Below are 15,343 nucleotides of genomic sequence, written 5' to 3' on the forward strand. Positions count from 1 at the left end.
GCCCGGTAGCGCTACGCATACCGGGCCTTCAGCCTAGCGGTTTTTCGCTTTTTCCATCATGGCGCGAATATTGGCGATGCTGGCCTGCCCTTTGTGCATCCGCTCTTCGGCGGTGATGACCTTACGTTCCTGCTCCCAGCGCACATCATCCTGAGGTAACTCCAGCAGGAAACGGCTCGGCTCCGGGCGTACCAGCTCTCCATACTGGCGCCGCTCCTTACACAGCGTAAATGTCAGCTCTTTTTGCGCCCGCGTGATGCCCACATAGGCCAGACGACGCTCTTCATCGACGTTGTCTTCATCAATGCTGCTCTGGTGCGGCAGTAAGCCCTCTTCCATACCCACCAGATAGACATACGGGAACTCCAGCCCTTTCGAGGCATGCAGGGTCATCAGCTGCACCTGATCCGCCTCCTCTTCGCTTTCACCACGCTCCATCATATCGCGCAGGGTAAAGCGGGTAACCACCTGGGTCAGGGTCATCGGTTCATCGATCTCCGTCCCTTCCAGCATCTCAGTCATCCAGGTGAAAAGCTGGTTGACGTTCTTCATCCGCATCTCGGCCGCTTTCGGGCTGGCGGAAGTTTCATACAGCCAGGATTCATAGTCGATGCCGCGGATCAGATCCCGCACCGCATTAATCGGCTCCCGCTCGCTGAGCTGCTGGATCTCGCGCAGCCAGTGGGTAAAGCGGGTCAGCGATTCATAGCCACGCCCGGTTAAGGTCTGGCTCAGACCCATATCGAAACTGGCCGTTAACAGGCTCTTGTTGCGGGTCATCGCCCACTCGCCCAGTTTTTGCAGTGTCGCCGGGCCAATCTCGCGCTTCGGCGTATTGACGATCCGCAGGAAAGCACTGTCATCGTCCGGGTTGGTCAGTACCCGCAGGTAGGCGAGCAGATCCTTGATTTCCGGGCGCGAGAAGAACGAGGTTCCGCCGGAAATTTTGTACGGGATGCGGTTCTGCATCAGCATCTTTTCAAAGACGCGCGACTGGTGATTTCCGCGATAGAGAATGGCGTAATCTTTGTAGTTGGTTTTGTTCACGAAGTGATGGGCAATCAGTTCGCCCGCCACGCGCTCGGCTTCGTGATCTTCATTGTTGGCGCTGAGCACCTTCAGCTCCGTGCCGTATCCCAGTTCGGAAAAGAGGCGTTTTTCAAACACATGTGGGTTATTGGCGATCAGGATGTTGGCCGCCTTCAGAATACGCCCGGATGAGCGGTAGTTCTGCTCCAGCTTGATCACCTGCAGCGCCGGGAAGTCCTTACTGAGCAGGACCAGGTTCTGTGGACGAGCGCCGCGCCAGGAGTAGATCGACTGGTCATCGTCACCCACCACGGTGAAACGCGCCCGCTGACCCACCAGCAGTTTCACCAGCTCGTACTGGCTGGTGTTGGTGTCCTGATATTCATCCACCAGCAGGTAGCGGATCTTGTTCTGCCAGCGCTCACGCACCTCTTCATTGCTTTGCAGCAGCAGCGTGGGCAGCAGGATCAGGTCGTCAAAGTCGAGCACGTTGCAGGCTTTGAGATGATCGTTATACAGGCTGTAGCAGTGGGCGAAGATCCGATCCCGCTCCCCTTTGGCGCTTGCGGCGGCCTGGGCAGGGCTCATCAGATCGTTTTTCCAGTTTGAGATCGTGGAGATCAACTGCTGCAGCACCACTTTGTCATCTTCGATCAGCCCTTCGGTCAGCTCCTTGAGCAATGCCACCTGATCGGTATCGTCAAACAGCGAGAAGTTGGCTTTCATCCCCAACGCCGCATATTCGCGCTTTATGATATCCAGCCCCAGGGTATGGAAGGTGGAGATCATCAGGCCGCGGGCCTCTTTGCGCCCTAACGTCTGCCCGACACGCTCTTTCATCTCGCGCGCCGCTTTGTTGGTAAAGGTCACCGCGGCGATGTGGCGTGCCTGATAGCCGCAGCCGCGGATCAGGTGGGCGATTTTGTTGGTGATGACGCGGGTTTTACCGGAACCCGCCCCTGCCAGCACCAGGCATGGTCCAGTAACGAATTCGACCGCTTGTTGTTGTCCAGGGTTTAAACGCATGGGAATATTGCTCAATCTTCGAACGGGGTGGGGATTGTAGCAGAAAGCCGGGCGCAGATTTACCGGCTAATGATAAAGTGAACAAAACGCGATTAACCCCGAGAGCAGAACCATGAAAAAGAGCGCAGCGGCCCTGCACATTCTGGTAAAAGAAGAGAAGCTGGCGCAGGAGATCCTTGCCAAACTGGAACGCGGCATCAGCTTCGATCATCTGGCGAAGCGCTACTCTAAATGTCCCTCCGGGCGCAACGGCGGCGATTTAGGGGAATTTAAGCAGGGTGTGATGGTGGGCCCTTTCGATGAGGCGGTTTTTAGCTGCCCGCTGCTAAAACCCTGCGGCCCGGTCAAAACGAAGTATGGCTACCATATCATTAAGGTGCTGTATCGCCGCTAACGCGTGGTATATTGCGCCCCGATTTAACTCAACCCTTCAAGGCACGATCATGGCAAAAACAGCAGCAGCACTGCATATTCTTGTTAAAGAAGAGAAACTGGCTCTGGATCTTCTGGAGCAGATTAAAAACGGCGCCGACTTCGGCAAGCTGGCGAAGAAGCACTCTATTTGCCCGTCAGGCAAACGCGGCGGCGATCTGGGTGAATTCCGCCAGGGTCAGATGGTTCCGGCGTTCGATAAAGTGGTCTTCTCCTGCCCGGTGCTGGAGCCAACCGGCCCGCTGCACACTCAGTTCGGTTACCACGTTATTAAAGTGCTGTACCGCAAATAAAAAGCCGGGTGGCGGCTTCGCCTTACCCGGCCTACTTGATACAGCTTTGTAGGTCGGGTAAGCACAGCGCCACCCGACATGAGGTTTTAGCCTGCTACTGCGATACGTTTCATATCGGTCATATAGCCACGCAGTTTGTGACCTACTTTCTCGATCTCGTGGCTGCGAATCGCTTCGTTCACGTCACGCAGTTGGGCATTATCTACCGCACCTTCGGCAATCGCTTTGCCCAGATCGCCTGGCTGCAGGGTGGTCATGAACTCTTTCAGCAGCGGTACGCAGGCATAAGAGAACAGGTAGTTACCGTATTCAGCGGTATCGGAGATAACCACGTTCATCTCATACAGACGCTTACGGGCGATGGTGTTCGCAATCAGCGGCAGCTCGTGCAGGGATTCATAGTAAGCAGACTCTTCGATGATGCCGGAATCCACCATGGTTTCGAACGCCAGCTCAACGCCCGCTTTCACCATCGCAATCATCAGAACGCCTTTATCAAAGTACTCCTGCTCGCCGATTTTGCCTTCATACTGCTCAGCGGTCTCAAACGCGGTCTTACCGGTCTCTTCGCGCCAGGTCAGCAGTTTCTTATCGTCGTTGGCCCAGTCAGCCATCATGCCGGAAGAGAACTCGCCAGAGATGATGTCGTCCATATGTTTCTGGAACAGCGGTGCCATGATGGTTTTCAGCTGCTCGGACAGGGCGAAGGCACGCAGTTTCGCCGGGTTAGACAGACGGTCCATCATCAGGGTGATGCCGCCCTGCTTCAGCGCTTCGGTGATGGTTTCCCAGCCGAACTGAATCAGTTTTTCCGCGTATGCCGGGTCAGTACCCTCTTCCACCAGCTTATCGAAGCAGAGCAGAGAACCGGCCTGCAGCATGCCGCACAGGATAGTCTGCTCGCCCATCAGGTCAGATTTCACTTCGGCCACGAAGGAGGATTCCAGCACGCCCGCACGGTGGCCGCCGGTAGCTGCTGCCCATGCTTTGGCGATCGCCATCCCTTCGCCTTTCGGATCGTTTTCCGGGTGAACCGCGATCAGGGTCGGCACACCGAAACCACGCTTGTACTCTTCGCGCACTTCGGTACCCGGGCATTTCGGTGCCACCATCACGACGGTGATGTCTTTACGGATCTGCTCGCCCACTTCAACGATGTTGAAGCCGTGGGAATAACCCAGCGCCGCGCCATCTTTCATCATAGGCTGTACGGAACGCACAACGTCAGAGTGCTGTTTGTCTGGCGTCAGGTTAACAACCAGATCTGCCTGCGGGATCAGCTCTTCGTAGGTACCCACTTTGAAGCCGTTTTCGGTCGCTTTGCGCCAGGAAGCACGCTTCTCAGCAATCGCTTCTTTACGCAGGGCGTAAGAGATATCCAGGCCGGAGTCGCGCATGTTCAGGCCCTGGTTCAGACCCTGTGCGCCACAGCCGACGATGACCACTTTCTTACCCTGAAGGTAGCTTGCGCCATCGGCAAATTCATCGCGCGCCATAAAGCGGCATTTGCCCAGCTGCGCCAGCTGCTGGCGCAGGTTCAGTGTGTTGAAGTAGTTAGCCATGGTGATACCTCGTGATGTTGTGTGTCTTATTGTTCGGTTCGCTGTTCAGCGAGAATGTACCCACATTACAACAGGAAATTTATTGCGGAAATTGATATATTCACAACGTCACGTTGCAATATTTGCAATGTAAAATGGGGGAGTGGAATCGGTGGATTTACGCGATCTAAAAATGTTTTTGCATCTGGCGGAAAGCCGCCATTTTGGCCGCAGCGCGCGGGCGATGCATGTCAGCCCCTCCACGCTTTCCCGCCAGATCCAGCGTCTGGAAGAGGATCTCGGCCAGCCGCTGTTTGTGCGTGATAACCGCACGGTGACGCTCACCGAAGCGGGGGAAGAGTTGCGTACGTTTGCCCAACAGACGTTATTGCAGTATCAGCAGCTGCGCCACACCATCGACCAGCAGGGGCCCTCTCTGTCCGGCGAGCTCCACATCTTCTGCTCGGTGACCGCCGCCTATAGCCATCTTCCCCCCATTCTTGACCGCTTCCGCGCGGAACATCCCTCGGTTGAAATTAAACTCACCACCGGCGATGCCGCCGATGCGATGGAAAAGGTGGTGACGGGTGAAGCGGATCTGGCCATTGCCGGCAAACCGGAAACCCTGCCGGGGGCGGTGGCCTTCTCGATGCTGGAAAATCTGGCCGTAGTACTGATCGCTCCGGCGCTGCCCTGCCCGGTGCGCAACCAGGTGTCGGTGGAGAAGCCCGACTGGTCAACGGTGCCCTTTATCATGGCCGATCAGGGGCCGGTGCGTCGTCGCATTGAGCTGTGGTTCCGTCGTCAGAAAATCAGCAACCCTTCCATCTATGCGACAGTGGGCGGCCATGAGGCGATGGTCTCAATGGTGGCGCTCGGCTGCGGCGTGGCGCTGCTGCCGGAAGTGGTGCTGGAGAACAGTCCGGAGCCGGTGCGCAATCGCGTGATGATTCTGGAGCGCAGCGACGAGAAAACGCCGTTTGAGCTTGGCGTCTGCGCACAAAAAAAGCGGCTGCATGAGCCGCTTATTGATGCGTTCTGGAAGATATTGCCCAACCACTAGCCCGCCAGGAAGAAACGGAACGCCGGGTTGTCGGTTTCGTCATGACACTCGTAGCCCAGTTCGTTCAGCCGCGTTTCGAAATCCGGCTCGTGCTCGCCCAGTTCAAACGCCGCCAGTACCCTACCGTAGTCGGTGCCGTGGCTGCGGTAGTGGAACAGGGAGATGTTCCAGTGCGTGCCCAGGGTATGCAGGAACTTCAGCAGCGCACCCGGCGACTCCGGAAACTCAAAGCTGAACAGACGCTCCCGTAACGGTTTAGACGGACGCCCGCCCACCATGTAGCGCACGTGCAGCTTCGCCATTTCATCATCAGAGAGATCCACCACGCTGTAGCCACCGTCATGCAGCAGGCTGAGGATCTCTTTGCGCTCTTCCAGACCGCGGCTTAAACGCACCCCAACAAAAATGCAGGCATCTTTAGCATCGGCAAAACGGTAGTTGAACTCGGTTACCGAACGGCCGCCCAGCAGCTGGCAGAACTTGAGGAAGCTGCCCTTCTCTTCCGGGATGGTCACTGCCAGCAGCGCTTCACGCTGTTCACCCAGCTCGCAGCGCTCGGAAACGTAGCGCAGGCCGTGGAAGTTGACGTTAGCGCCGGAAAGGACATGGGCCAGACGCTCGCCGCGAATATTGTGCTGGGCGATATATTTTTTCATCCCCGCCAGCGCCAGCGCGCCGGACGGCTCTGCCACCGCGCGCACATCCTCGAAGAGATCTTTCATCGCTGCGCAAATCGCATCGCTGTCGACGGTGATGATGTCGTCGAGATACTCCCGGCAGACGCGGAAGGTCTCATCCCCGATGCGTTTCACCGCCACACCCTCGGCAAACAACCCAACGCGCGGGAGATCGACCGGATGCCCGGCATCCAGCGCCGCCTTCAGGCAGGCAGAATCTTCCGCTTCCACGGCAATCACTTTGATCTGCGGCATCAGCTGTTTGATGAGTACCGCCACGCCCGCCGCCAGGCCACCGCCGCCGACCGGAACAAACACCCGGTCAAGATGGGCATCCTGCTGCAGCAGTTCCAGCGCCAGGGTACCCTGCCCGGCAATCACCATCGGGTGATCGAACGGCGGCACCCAGGTGAAGCCCTGCTGCTGCGCCAGCTCAATGGCTTTGGCTTTCGCTTCGTCAAAATTGGCGCCGTGGAGCAGCACTTCACCGCCAAATCCCCGCACCGCATCGACTTTGATATCCGCCGTGGCAACCGGCATTACGATCAGCGCTTTTAACCCCAGACGCGCAGACGAGAACGCCACGCCCTGGGCATGGTTGCCCGCAGACGCCGTGATCACCCCACGCGCTTTTTGCTCATCGTTCAGCCCGGCCATCATCGCGTAAGCGCCGCGCAGCTTAAAGCTGTGTACCGGCTGACGGTCTTCACGTTTTACCAGAATGACGTTATCGAGGCGCGCCGAGAGCTTGTCCATTTTTTGCAGCGGCGTGACCTGCACCGCTTCATAAACCGGCGCGCGTAGTACCGCCCTGAGATATTCCGCCCCCTCGGGGGCGGCGGATAAGGGTTGGGATTCGGCCATCATTAGCCCCCAAGTTTAGATTTATCGCGCACTGCGCCTTTATCTGCACTGGTCGCGAGGGTCGCATATGCGCGCAGGGCGAAGGAGACTTCACGCTGGCGATCTTTCGGCGTCCAGGCTTTATCCCCACGCGCTTCCTGTGCTTCGCGGCGGGCTGCAATTTCCTGGTCGCTCAGTTTCAGCTGAATACCGCGATTCGGAATATCGATTTCAATCAGGTCGCCATCTTCGATGATCGCGATGTTGCCGCCGCTGGCCGCTTCCGGCGAAACATGGCCAATAGAGAGACCGGAGGTGCCGCCGGAGAAGCGACCGTCGGTGATCAGCGCACAGGCTTTACCGAGGCCCATCGATTTCAGGAAGGTGGTCGGGTAGAGCATCTCCTGCATTCCAGGCCCGCCTTTCGGCCCTTCGTAGCGGATCACCACGACATCGCCTTCAACCACTTTGCCGCCGAGGATCGCTTCTACCGCCTCATCCTGGCTCTCGTAGACTTTTGCCGGACCGGTAAATTTCAGAATGCTGTCATCAACGCCTGCGGTTTTAACGATACAGCCGTTTTCCGCAAAGTTGCCGTACAGAACCGCCAGGCCACCATCTTTGCTGTAGGCATGTTCCAGCGAGCGGATACAACCCTCTGCGCGATCGTCATCCAGACTGTCCCAGCGACAATCCTGCGAGAACGCCTGGGTGGTACGGATACCGGCCGGACCGGCGCGGAACATCTTTTTCACTGACTCATCTTTGGTCAGCATCACGTCATACTGATCCAGCGCCTGCGGCAGCGTCAGGCCCAGCACGTTTTTCACATCGCGGTTCATCAACCCGGCGCGATCCAGCTCACCGAGGATCCCCAGCACGCCACCGGCACGGTGAACATCTTCCATGTGATATTTCTGCGTGCTTGGCGCAACCTTACACAGCTGCGGCACTTTGCGGGAGAGCTTGTCGATATCACTCATGGTGAAATCGATCTCCGCTTCCTGCGCGGCGGCCAGCAGGTGCAGAACGGTGTTAGTGGAACCGCCCATAGCGATATCCAGCGTCATGGCGTTTTCAAATGCCGCTTTGCTGGCGATATTGCGGGGCAGCGCGCTGGCATCGTCCTGCTCGTAGTAGCGTTTGGTCAGCTCAACGATGCGTTTACCGGCATTGATAAACAGCTCCTTACGATCGGCGTGGGTCGCCAGCAGCGAGCCGTTACCCGGCTGAGATAAGCCCAGCGCTTCGGTCAGACAGTTCATCGAGTTGGCGGTGAACATCCCGGAGCAGGAGCCGCAGGTCGGGCATGCTGAACGTTCAACCTGTTCGCTCTGCTCGTCGGAGACTTTCGGGTCCGCGCCCTGAATCATCGCGTCAACCAGGTCGAGCTTGATGATCTTATCGGAGAGCTTGGTTTTACCCGCTTCCATTGGGCCGCCGGAGACGAAGATCACCGGAATGTTCAGGCGCAGGGAGGCCATCAGCATCCCCGGGGTGATTTTGTCGCAGTTAGAGATACAGACCATGGCATCGGCACAGTGGGCGTTCACCATGTACTCCACCGAGTCGGCAATCAGCTCGCGCGACGGCAGTGAATAGAGCATGCCCCCGTGCCCCATTGCGATCCCGTCATCCACGGCGATGGTGTTGAACTCTTTTGCCACGCCGCCGGAGGCTTCAATCTGCTCGGCAACCAGCTTCCCGAGGTCGCGCAGGTGCACGTGGCCCGGCACAAACTGGGTAAAAGAGTTGACCACGGCGATAATCGGTTTCCCGAAATCGGCATCGGTCATTCCGGTAGCGCGCCACAGCGCGCGGGCACCCGCCATATTGCGGCCGTGAGTGGTGGTGGCGGAACGGTACTTAGGCATGCGTTATTTACTCCCGTCTATCTGGTAAATGGGACGGTGCGTGCCGTCCCATATTTATGCTTATGGATTAACCTGGTCCAACCAACCCCATTTATCTTCGGTTTCGCCGGTGAAGAGGCCGAAGAAGGCTTCCTGGATACGTTTAGTGACCGGGCCACGGCGGCCTTCACCGACCTGGATGCCGTCGACGCTGCGTACCGGGGTGATCTCTGCTGCGGTACCGGACATGAACACTTCATCGGCCAGATACAGTGATTCACGGGACAGCACCTGCTCGCGCACTTCAATGCCCAGATCCTGCGCCAGTTTGATAATGGCGTCGCGGGTGATCCCTGGCAGGGCGGAAGAGGTGAATGGCGGGGTGAAGAGGACGCCATCTTTCACTTCAAACAGGTTCTCACCCGCACCTTCAGAGATATAGCCGTTCACATCCAGGGCGATACCTTCCTGATAACCGTGACGGCGCGCTTCGCTGCCTACCAGCAGGGAGGAGAGATAGTTACCGCCCGCTTTGGCTGCGGTCGGGATAGTGTTTGGCGCCACACGGTTCCAGGAGGAGACCATCGCATCGATCCCCTGTTCCAGCGCTTCGGCGCCCAGGTATGCTCCCCACGGGAACGCGGCGATGATCACATCGGTGGTGTAACCGGCTGGCGGGTTGACGCCCATACCCACATCACCCACGAAAACCAGCGGACGAATATAGGCGCTGGTCAGGTTGTTTTTACGCAGCACCGCGCGGCAAGCTTCCATCAGCTCGTCGACGCTCTGAGAAACAGGGAAGCGATAAATTTTGGCTGAATCACGCAGACGTTGCATGTGTTCACGATGACGGAACACCACCGGGCCTTTGTGTGAGTCGTAGCAACGGATACCTTCAAATACAGAAGTACCGTAGTGAAGCGCATGGGACATCACGTGGACTTTAGCGTCCTCCCAGCGAACCATCTCACCATTGGACCAAATGAAATCAGCTTTTTTCGTCGTCATTTTTCTTCCTTTGCGCTCAGGCGCGAATTTGTTGTGTTTGTGATGAAGCGGCACGCTGCTGGATATCAACCCGGGCGACGTCGACAAGTTTGCTCAACTGGCTAAACAGTAATTCGACGGGGCGCTGACTGGCAACGGTCAATTCAATATTTATGTTCTGCGCGTCGGTGGCGGTTTCCATGTTCATCGAACAGATCTGGAACCCACGATGGCGCACCACGCGCAATACACGTTCTAACGTTTCCGGGTTGAAGCGAGCCTGAACGGCGACCTGATGTTGCATCATGATAATTTCTCCAGCATTTGTGAGTTACTGGCGCCGGGCGGCACCAACGGCCAGACATTCTCAAGCTCGTCGATTGAGACATGAAGCAGGTAAGGCCCCTTGCTGGACAACATTTCATCAAGTGCCGCTTCAACCTGGTCTTTACGGGTGATGTGCTGGCCAGGGATGCCGAAGGCGCTGGCCAGAACGAGGAAATCGGGGTTATCGGTCAGGGTGGTTTCGCTGTAACGCTCCTGGAAAAAGAGCTGCTGCCACTGGCGAACCATGCCCAAACGTTGGTTATCCAGCAGCACGATCTTCACCGGCAACTGCTTACGCTTGATGGTGCCGAGCTCCTGTACGTTCATCATGAAGGAGCCGTCACCGGAGATGCAGATGACCGTATCGTCCGGGCGCGCTACCTGCGCCCCAACGGCGGCAGGCAGACCAAAGCCCATCGTGCCTAAGCCGCTGGACGTGATGAAATTTTCCGGGCGCGTGTAGGTCATGTGCTGGGCTGACCACATCTGGTGCTGGCCCACGTCGGTGGTGACTACGCTGTCGGCTGGCTTACGATCCGACAGCTGTTTCAGCAGCAGCGGCGCATAGATAGCTTCACCCGGATGGTCATAGCGCCAGGCATGTTCGCGGCGCATCGCTGCCGCATGCTGACGCCAGGCGTCAATCGCTAATGGCTGTTGCAACGCAGGCAACACCGCGTTGAGATCCCCTTGCAAAGCCACATGCGCCTGACGGAGCTTATTCATCTCTGCCGGATCGATATCCATATGAATAACTTTTGCATTCGGCGCGAAGGTATTCAGCTTGCCAGTGACACGATCGTCAAAGCGCGCGCCCACAGCGATCAACAGGTCGCACTCCTGCACCGCAAGGTTGGCCGCTTTCGTGCCGTGCATCCCCAACATACCCAGATAGTACGGGTAGTCGGCATCCACCGCGCCCAGCCCTTTCAGTGTGCAGGTCGCGGGCATTTGGGTAACCGCGATAAATTCACGCAGGGCTGGAACGGCCTGCGCCATCCCAACGCCGCCGCCTACGTAGAGGATCGGTTTTTGCGCGTGGGTCAGCATCTGGCTCGCTTCATCTGCTTCGGTATGCGGGAAATCATCGGCGTTCTCAACGGTAGAGAAGTGAGGCTCCAGCTCGCCCAGCGCAACTTGGATATCTTTAGGAATATCAACCAGAACCGGACCAGGACGGCCTGAGTTTGCCACCTCAAATGCCTCCGCCATGACGCGAGGCAGCTCTTCGAGTGACTGGACGAGGAAGCTGTGTTTCGTACACGCCAGTGACAAACCGAGAACGTCCACTTCCTGGAAAGCATCGGTGCCGATGAAGGGAGAGGCAACCTGACCGGTGATGGCCACAACGGGAACGGAATCGAGCAGTGCGTCAGCCAGACCGGTGATGAGGTTGGTCGCGCCCGGGCCAGAGGTCGCCATACAGACGCCAGTTTTCCCCGTAGCACGCGCATAACCGATGGCCGCCATTGCTGCGCCCTGCTCGTGTCGGCACAACAGATGTTCCACGCCGCCGTCATACAGAGCATCGTAAATCGGCATAATTGCACCACCCGGGTAACCGAATACTGTCTCGACTCCCTGCGCTCGCAACGCATGTACTACCCATTGTGCGCCATTCATAGTTACTTCCCCGTCGTAAATCGGGAGAAACAGAATTTTATGCTGTTACTCATCCTCTGCTCCTCGCTTATGTTTTAAGGTCATAAAAAAACCCCCGGACCTTTCGGTGCGGGGGTCTTAGTTCGTTAAGGCTTGATTATTAAGCCTTTCCTCGTCCAAGTGCAGCCCCGCACGGTGGGATAATAATCACCACCACGCTAATCACGACCAGGCTAATCACTCGTAGAAGGGCTGTCATTTGCTGTTCTTTTTGCATCTTGTTCGAAGGAATACCTAAAGAGTTATCACAGATATCGAATCAAACACAACATTTTTTTATAATTCATTTGCTTATTACGCTAATAGTTTAGATAAAAATCATTGTTTTTTATGACAAAAATAGAAAATGAATTATTTTCATTTTTTCCTGGGCAATGAGGGTGAGAAGACAAGCTTATTACCCTTTTGCGAGCAGGCCTCCATGGTGATGAAAACATTACAATTAAGGGAAAATATTCATGAACAGGCCACGTAAAAACGCGAACTGACGGTAAAAATCGCGTCGGACAGATGACATAGTGGCACGACAAGGAGGCCATTTATGTCATTGTCGGTTGTCTATACCCGCGCTGCATTAGGCGTTGAAGCACCGCTTATTTGCGTAGAAGTTCATCTCAGTAATGGCCTGCCTGGCCTGACGCTGGTCGGCTTGCCCGAAACTACCGTTAAGGAGGCCAGAGACCGGGTACGCAGCGCGATCATCAATAGTGGTTATACCTTCCCGGCCAAAAAGATCACCATCAATCTGGCCCCAGCCGATCTCCCTAAGGAAGGGGGACGATACGATTTACCTATCGCCATCGCGCTTCTCGTCGCCTCTGAGCAGCTCTCCTCCTCCAGGATAAGCGCATATGAGTTTGTGGGTGAGCTGGCGCTTACAGGCACGTTAAGAGGGGTTCCTGGCGCGATATCTGGCGCTCTGGCGGCTATACGCGCCGGGAGAGAGATTATCGTCGCCAGAGATAATGCTGCTGAAGTCAGCCTTATTGAAGAAAAAGGCTGCCTGGTTGCTGAACACCTCCAGGAAGTATGCGCTTTTCTTGAGGGATGTCATGAGCTGGCCGCGCCCGTTGGGGAGCCGTTTGTTGCCGAACATAACGAGTGTGACATCAGCGATATCATCGGCCAGGAACAGGGTAAGAGGGCGCTGGAGATCACCGCAGCTGGTGCGCATAACCTGCTGCTCATTGGCCCACCCGGCACCGGCAAAACCATGCTCGCGAGCCGGCTCAACACTCTGCTGCCGCCACTCAGTAACCATGAGGCGCTGGAAAGCGCGGCTATCGTAAGCCTGGTCAGCGCCACATCAATGTATAAACAATGGCGTCAGCGCCCTTTCCGGGCCCCGCATCATAGTGCCTCGCTGGTAGCCATGGTGGGTGGAGGTGCAATCCCCGGGCCGGGAGAGATCTCACTGGCACATAATGGCATTCTGTTTCTGGACGAATTGCCCGAGTTTGAGCGTCGCGTGCTGGACGCCTTACGCGAGCCCATTGAATCCGGGCAAATTAATATCTCCCGCACGCGCGCCAAGATCAGTTATCCGGCACGCTTCCAGCTTATCGCCGCCATGAACCCCAGCCCAACGGGGCACTATCAAGGCAATCATAATCGCTGCTCGCCCGAGCAGACGCTCCGCTATCTGGGTCGCTTGTCCGGGCCATTCCTCGACCGCTTCGATCTATCGCTCGAGATCCCACTCCCGCCGCCAGGCTTACTAAGCCAGGCGCATAAAACGGGGGAATCAAGCCTCACCGTGCGAAACCGAGTGATTGCCGCACAGGAGAGGCAGCTGGCAAGGCAGAAGAAACGTAACGCGCATCTGGATAACGCTGAGATCCGCACTTTTTGCCGGCTAGCGGCAGATGACGCGCTGTGGCTGGAGGAGACACTTACCCATTTTGGTCTGTCAGTACGTGCGTGGCAGCGGTTGTTAAAAGTTGCCCGTACTATTGCCGATCTGGAGGAGTGTGAAAATATTGAACGCAGGCATCTACAGGAAGCGCTGAGCTATCGCGCTATTGACCGCCTGCTGCTACACCTGCAAAAGATGCTGGCATAAAAAAAGGGGCCTTAGCCCCTTTTTATTAATCGTCTGAATCGGTGTAGTCTTCCGCACCTTCCATCTGTGGTTTACCACCAGACAGAGTATGGAAACGCTTTGGACGCTTGATACGCGCCATATATTTGATCCATACGCGCTCCGCTTCCGTTACTGGCTCGCGCTCGCCACGGCAGACGGCAACAAATGATTTTTCGTCTTCAGTGGAGGGTTCACGTTTTCCCAAATCCAGTTCATTGAAGGCATAACCATGGCGCTCAAGCAGTTGTGCCTCTTTGATGGTGAAATCACCATGGCGAGAAAATCCGCGTGGATAATTTTTGTTGTCGAAAAAACGATTAGTCGTCGTAAAGCTTTCCGCCATCCTACACGCTCCTATATCTTTGGCCGAGCTATTTATGGCGCGGAGTATTAGTTACGCTTGACAGAGCGTCAAACAAAACATTTAAATCATAACGACAAATAATTTTGCGGAGAATACCGTGGATACGGAATTGCTAAAAACTTTTCTCGAAGTGAGCAGAACTCGCCACTTTGGGCGCGCCGCAGAAGCGCTTTATCTGACGCAGTCGGCAGTGAGCTTTCGTATTCGACAGCTTGAAAATCAGCTCGGTGTAAACCTTTTCACCCGCCATCGCAACAACATCCGCTTAACGCCAGCGGGAGAGAAACTTCTGCCGTATGCCGAAACGCTCATGAACACCTGGCAGGCGGCACGTAAAGAGGTTGCTCATACCTCAAAGCATAATGAGTTCTCTATCGGTGCCAGCGCCTCGCTATGGGAGTGCATGCTTAGCCCGTGGCTGAGTCGGCTATATCGCTCTCACGGGCATCTGCAGTTTGAGGCGCGTATTGCGCAACGGCAGTCGCTGGTTAAGCAACTGCATGAAAGACAACTGGATCTTCTGATCACTACCGAAGCACCAAAAATGGATGAATTTAGCAGCCAGGTTCTCGGCCAGTTCAGTCTGGGACTCTATGCGGCGGAACCTTCCGCTCTGAAAAGCGACCTGAATTATCTGCGCCTTGAATGGGGCCCCGATTTCCAGCCGCATGAGGCGGGGTTGATTGCAGCGGACGATGTTCCAGTCCTGACAACCAGTTCTGCTGAAATAGCCTGCCAACAACTCGCAGCGCTTAAAGGTTGTACCTGGCTGCCACAACGCTGGGCCAGTAATAAACCAGGCCTGTATGCGGTCACCGATTCAGCCCTGCTCCAGAGGCCGCTATACGCTATCTGGCTTCAGAACAGTGACAAACAGGGGCAGATCAAAGATCTACTTAAAATCAGCGTGATGGAGTGAATCAGCCTGTTGCAGGGACGCAATTAAAGGCTTAAAGAGGGGAAAGTTGAAATATTACAGGCAAAAAAAAATCCTTCGCCGAAGCAAAGGATTCTTTATATGGCAGGGGCGGAGAGACTCGAACTCGCGACACCCGGTTTTGGAGACCGGTGCTCTACCAACTGAGCTACGCCCCTAAATTTCTTACTACTAAGCCTGCTAATGTAGCAGGCTTAGTTTAAATAAGTGGCGGAACGGACGG

At 56.1% G+C, this 15,343-nt stretch carries 15 protein-coding genes and 1 tRNA gene; 5 read left to right on the forward strand and 11 right to left on the reverse strand.

The genetic code is table 11. The annotated features are described in order from the left end of the window. Positions 1 to 33: 33 nt before the first annotated feature. Positions 34 to 2,055, reverse strand: coding sequence for a DNA helicase Rep (gene rep, locus B3X29_RS07275; protein ID WP_103177468.1), 2,022 nt, complete (start codon positions 2,053 to 2,055; stop codon positions 34 to 36). A 112-nt stretch (positions 2,056 to 2,167) separates the two neighbouring features. Here rep and ppiC (B3X29_RS07280) point away from each other — a divergent pair, with 112 nt between their 5' ends. Both ppiC (B3X29_RS07280) and ppiC (B3X29_RS07285) read left to right on the forward strand, forming a co-directional pair. Further along, positions 2,168 to 2,449, forward strand: coding sequence for a peptidylprolyl isomerase PpiC (gene ppiC / locus B3X29_RS07280; protein ID WP_103177469.1), 282 nt, complete (start codon positions 2,168 to 2,170; stop codon positions 2,447 to 2,449). Between the two features lie 49 nt (positions 2,450 to 2,498). After that, positions 2,499 to 2,780: a peptidylprolyl isomerase PpiC gene (gene ppiC / locus B3X29_RS07285; protein ID WP_008501570.1), complete on the forward strand. Its 282-nt coding sequence runs from the start codon at positions 2,499 to 2,501 to the stop codon at positions 2,778 to 2,780. Positions 2,781 to 2,866: 86 nt separating this feature from the next. On the opposite strand, the gene ilvC is transcribed toward ppiC (B3X29_RS07285), so the two are convergent. Further along, complete coding sequence (gene ilvC, locus B3X29_RS07290; RefSeq protein ID WP_156655362.1) at positions 2,867 to 4,342, reverse strand: ketol-acid reductoisomerase; 1,476 nt, start codon at positions 4,340 to 4,342, stop codon at positions 2,867 to 2,869. 151 nt (positions 4,343 to 4,493) lie between these two features. Between ilvC and ilvY the strand changes: the two genes are divergently transcribed. Then, positions 4,494 to 5,384: an HTH-type transcriptional activator IlvY gene (gene ilvY / locus B3X29_RS07295; RefSeq protein WP_103181002.1), complete on the forward strand. Its 891-nt coding sequence runs from the start codon at positions 4,494 to 4,496 to the stop codon at positions 5,382 to 5,384. On the opposite strand, the gene ilvA is transcribed toward ilvY, so the two are convergent. The 7 genes from ilvA to ilvL form a co-directional block, all read right to left on the reverse strand. Then, positions 5,381 to 6,925: a threonine ammonia-lyase, biosynthetic gene (ilvA, locus tag B3X29_RS07300; RefSeq protein ID WP_156655519.1), complete on the reverse strand. Its 1,545-nt coding sequence runs from the start codon at positions 6,923 to 6,925 to the stop codon at positions 5,381 to 5,383. The genes ilvY and ilvA overlap by 4 nt on opposite strands. A gap of 2 nt (positions 6,926 to 6,927) precedes the next feature. After that, positions 6,928 to 8,778, reverse strand: a complete 1,851-nt coding sequence (gene ilvD / locus B3X29_RS07305; RefSeq protein WP_103177471.1) for a dihydroxy-acid dehydratase — start codon at positions 8,776 to 8,778, stop codon at positions 6,928 to 6,930. A gap of 60 nt (positions 8,779 to 8,838) precedes the next feature. Then, positions 8,839 to 9,768 carry a branched-chain-amino-acid transaminase gene (gene ilvE / locus B3X29_RS07310; RefSeq protein WP_103177472.1) on the reverse strand — a complete coding sequence of 310 codons (930 nt, stop codon included), beginning with the start codon at positions 9,766 to 9,768 and terminating at the stop codon, positions 8,839 to 8,841. Positions 9,769 to 9,784: 16 nt separating this feature from the next. After that, the gene (ilvM, locus tag B3X29_RS07315; RefSeq protein WP_103177473.1) at positions 9,785 to 10,054 is read right to left on the reverse strand and encodes an acetolactate synthase 2 small subunit; all 270 of its coding nucleotides are present in this window, start codon (positions 10,052 to 10,054) and stop codon (positions 9,785 to 9,787) included. Beyond that, a complete protein-coding gene (ilvG, locus tag B3X29_RS07320) occupies positions 10,051 to 11,697 on the reverse strand; it encodes an acetolactate synthase 2 catalytic subunit (protein WP_103177474.1) in 1,647 nt (548 codons plus the stop codon). The genes ilvM and ilvG overlap by 4 nt, the downstream gene beginning before the upstream one ends. A gap of 2 nt (positions 11,698 to 11,699) precedes the next feature. Further along, entirely contained in the window at positions 11,700 to 11,750 is a 51-nt protein-coding gene (ilvX, locus tag B3X29_RS07325; RefSeq protein ID WP_197090613.1) for a peptide IlvX, read from the reverse strand. An 86-nt stretch (positions 11,751 to 11,836) separates the two neighbouring features. Further along, complete coding sequence (gene ilvL / locus B3X29_RS07330; RefSeq protein WP_001311244.1) at positions 11,837 to 11,935, reverse strand: ilv operon leader peptide; 99 nt, start codon at positions 11,933 to 11,935, stop codon at positions 11,837 to 11,839. Between the two features lie 342 nt (positions 11,936 to 12,277). Between ilvL and B3X29_RS07335 the strand changes: the two genes are divergently transcribed. Beyond that, positions 12,278 to 13,798, forward strand: coding sequence for a YifB family Mg chelatase-like AAA ATPase (locus tag B3X29_RS07335; protein WP_159340420.1), 1,521 nt, complete (start codon positions 12,278 to 12,280; stop codon positions 13,796 to 13,798). Positions 13,799 to 13,823: 25 nt separating this feature from the next. Here B3X29_RS07335 and B3X29_RS07340 read toward each other — a convergent pair whose 3' ends face one another. Continuing rightward, positions 13,824 to 14,162, reverse strand: coding sequence for a DUF413 domain-containing protein (locus tag B3X29_RS07340; protein ID WP_039031246.1), 339 nt, complete (start codon positions 14,160 to 14,162; stop codon positions 13,824 to 13,826). Between the two features lie 118 nt (positions 14,163 to 14,280). On the opposite strand from B3X29_RS07340, the gene hdfR reads away from it, so the two are divergent. Further along, positions 14,281 to 15,102 (forward strand): HTH-type transcriptional regulator HdfR, encoded by an 822-nt coding sequence (gene hdfR, locus B3X29_RS07345; RefSeq protein WP_156655365.1) that lies wholly within the window; start codon positions 14,281 to 14,283, stop codon positions 15,100 to 15,102. 100 nt (positions 15,103 to 15,202) lie between these two features. Here hdfR and B3X29_RS07350 read toward each other — a convergent pair. Continuing rightward, a tRNA-Trp gene (locus B3X29_RS07350) sits at positions 15,203 to 15,278 on the reverse strand. Positions 15,279 to 15,343: the final 65 nt, after the last annotated feature.

This window comes from Leclercia sp. UBA5076 (assembly GCF_002416465.1).
Classification (GTDB): domain Bacteria; phylum Pseudomonadota; class Gammaproteobacteria; order Enterobacterales; family Enterobacteriaceae; genus Enterobacter.

Bases quoted from the DNA above. Each gene is read 5' to 3' on its own strand.
- rep (WP_103177468.1), bottom strand. From the start codon at position 2,055: ATGCGTTTAAACCCTGGACAACAACAAGCGGTCGAATTCGTTACTGGA.
- ppiC (WP_103177469.1), top strand. From the start codon at position 2,168: ATGAAAAAGAGCGCAGCGGCCCTGCACATTCTGGTAAAAGAAGAGAAG.
- ppiC (WP_008501570.1), top strand. From the start codon at position 2,499: ATGGCAAAAACAGCAGCAGCACTGCATATTCTTGTTAAAGAAGAGAAA.
- ilvC (WP_156655362.1), bottom strand. From the start codon at position 4,342: ATGGCTAACTACTTCAACACACTGAACCTGCGCCAGCAGCTGGCGCAG.
- ilvA (WP_156655519.1), bottom strand. From the start codon at position 6,925: ATGGCCGAATCCCAACCCTTATCCGCCGCCCCCGAGGGGGCGGAATAT.
- ilvD (WP_103177471.1), bottom strand. From the start codon at position 8,778: ATGCCTAAGTACCGTTCCGCCACCACCACTCACGGCCGCAATATGGCG.
- ilvE (WP_103177472.1), bottom strand. From the start codon at position 9,768: ATGACGACGAAAAAAGCTGATTTCATTTGGTCCAATGGTGAGATGGTT.
- ilvM (WP_103177473.1), bottom strand. From the start codon at position 10,054: ATGATGCAACATCAGGTCGCCGTTCAGGCTCGCTTCAACCCGGAAACG.
- ilvG (WP_103177474.1), bottom strand. From the start codon at position 11,697: ATGAATGGCGCACAATGGGTAGTACATGCGTTGCGAGCGCAGGGAGTC.
- ilvL (WP_001311244.1), bottom strand. From the start codon at position 11,935: ATGACAGCCCTTCTACGAGTGATTAGCCTGGTCGTGATTAGCGTGGTG.
- B3X29_RS07335 (WP_159340420.1), top strand. From the start codon at position 12,278: ATGTCATTGTCGGTTGTCTATACCCGCGCTGCATTAGGCGTTGAAGCA.
- B3X29_RS07340 (WP_039031246.1), bottom strand. From the start codon at position 14,162: ATGGCGGAAAGCTTTACGACGACTAATCGTTTTTTCGACAACAAAAAT.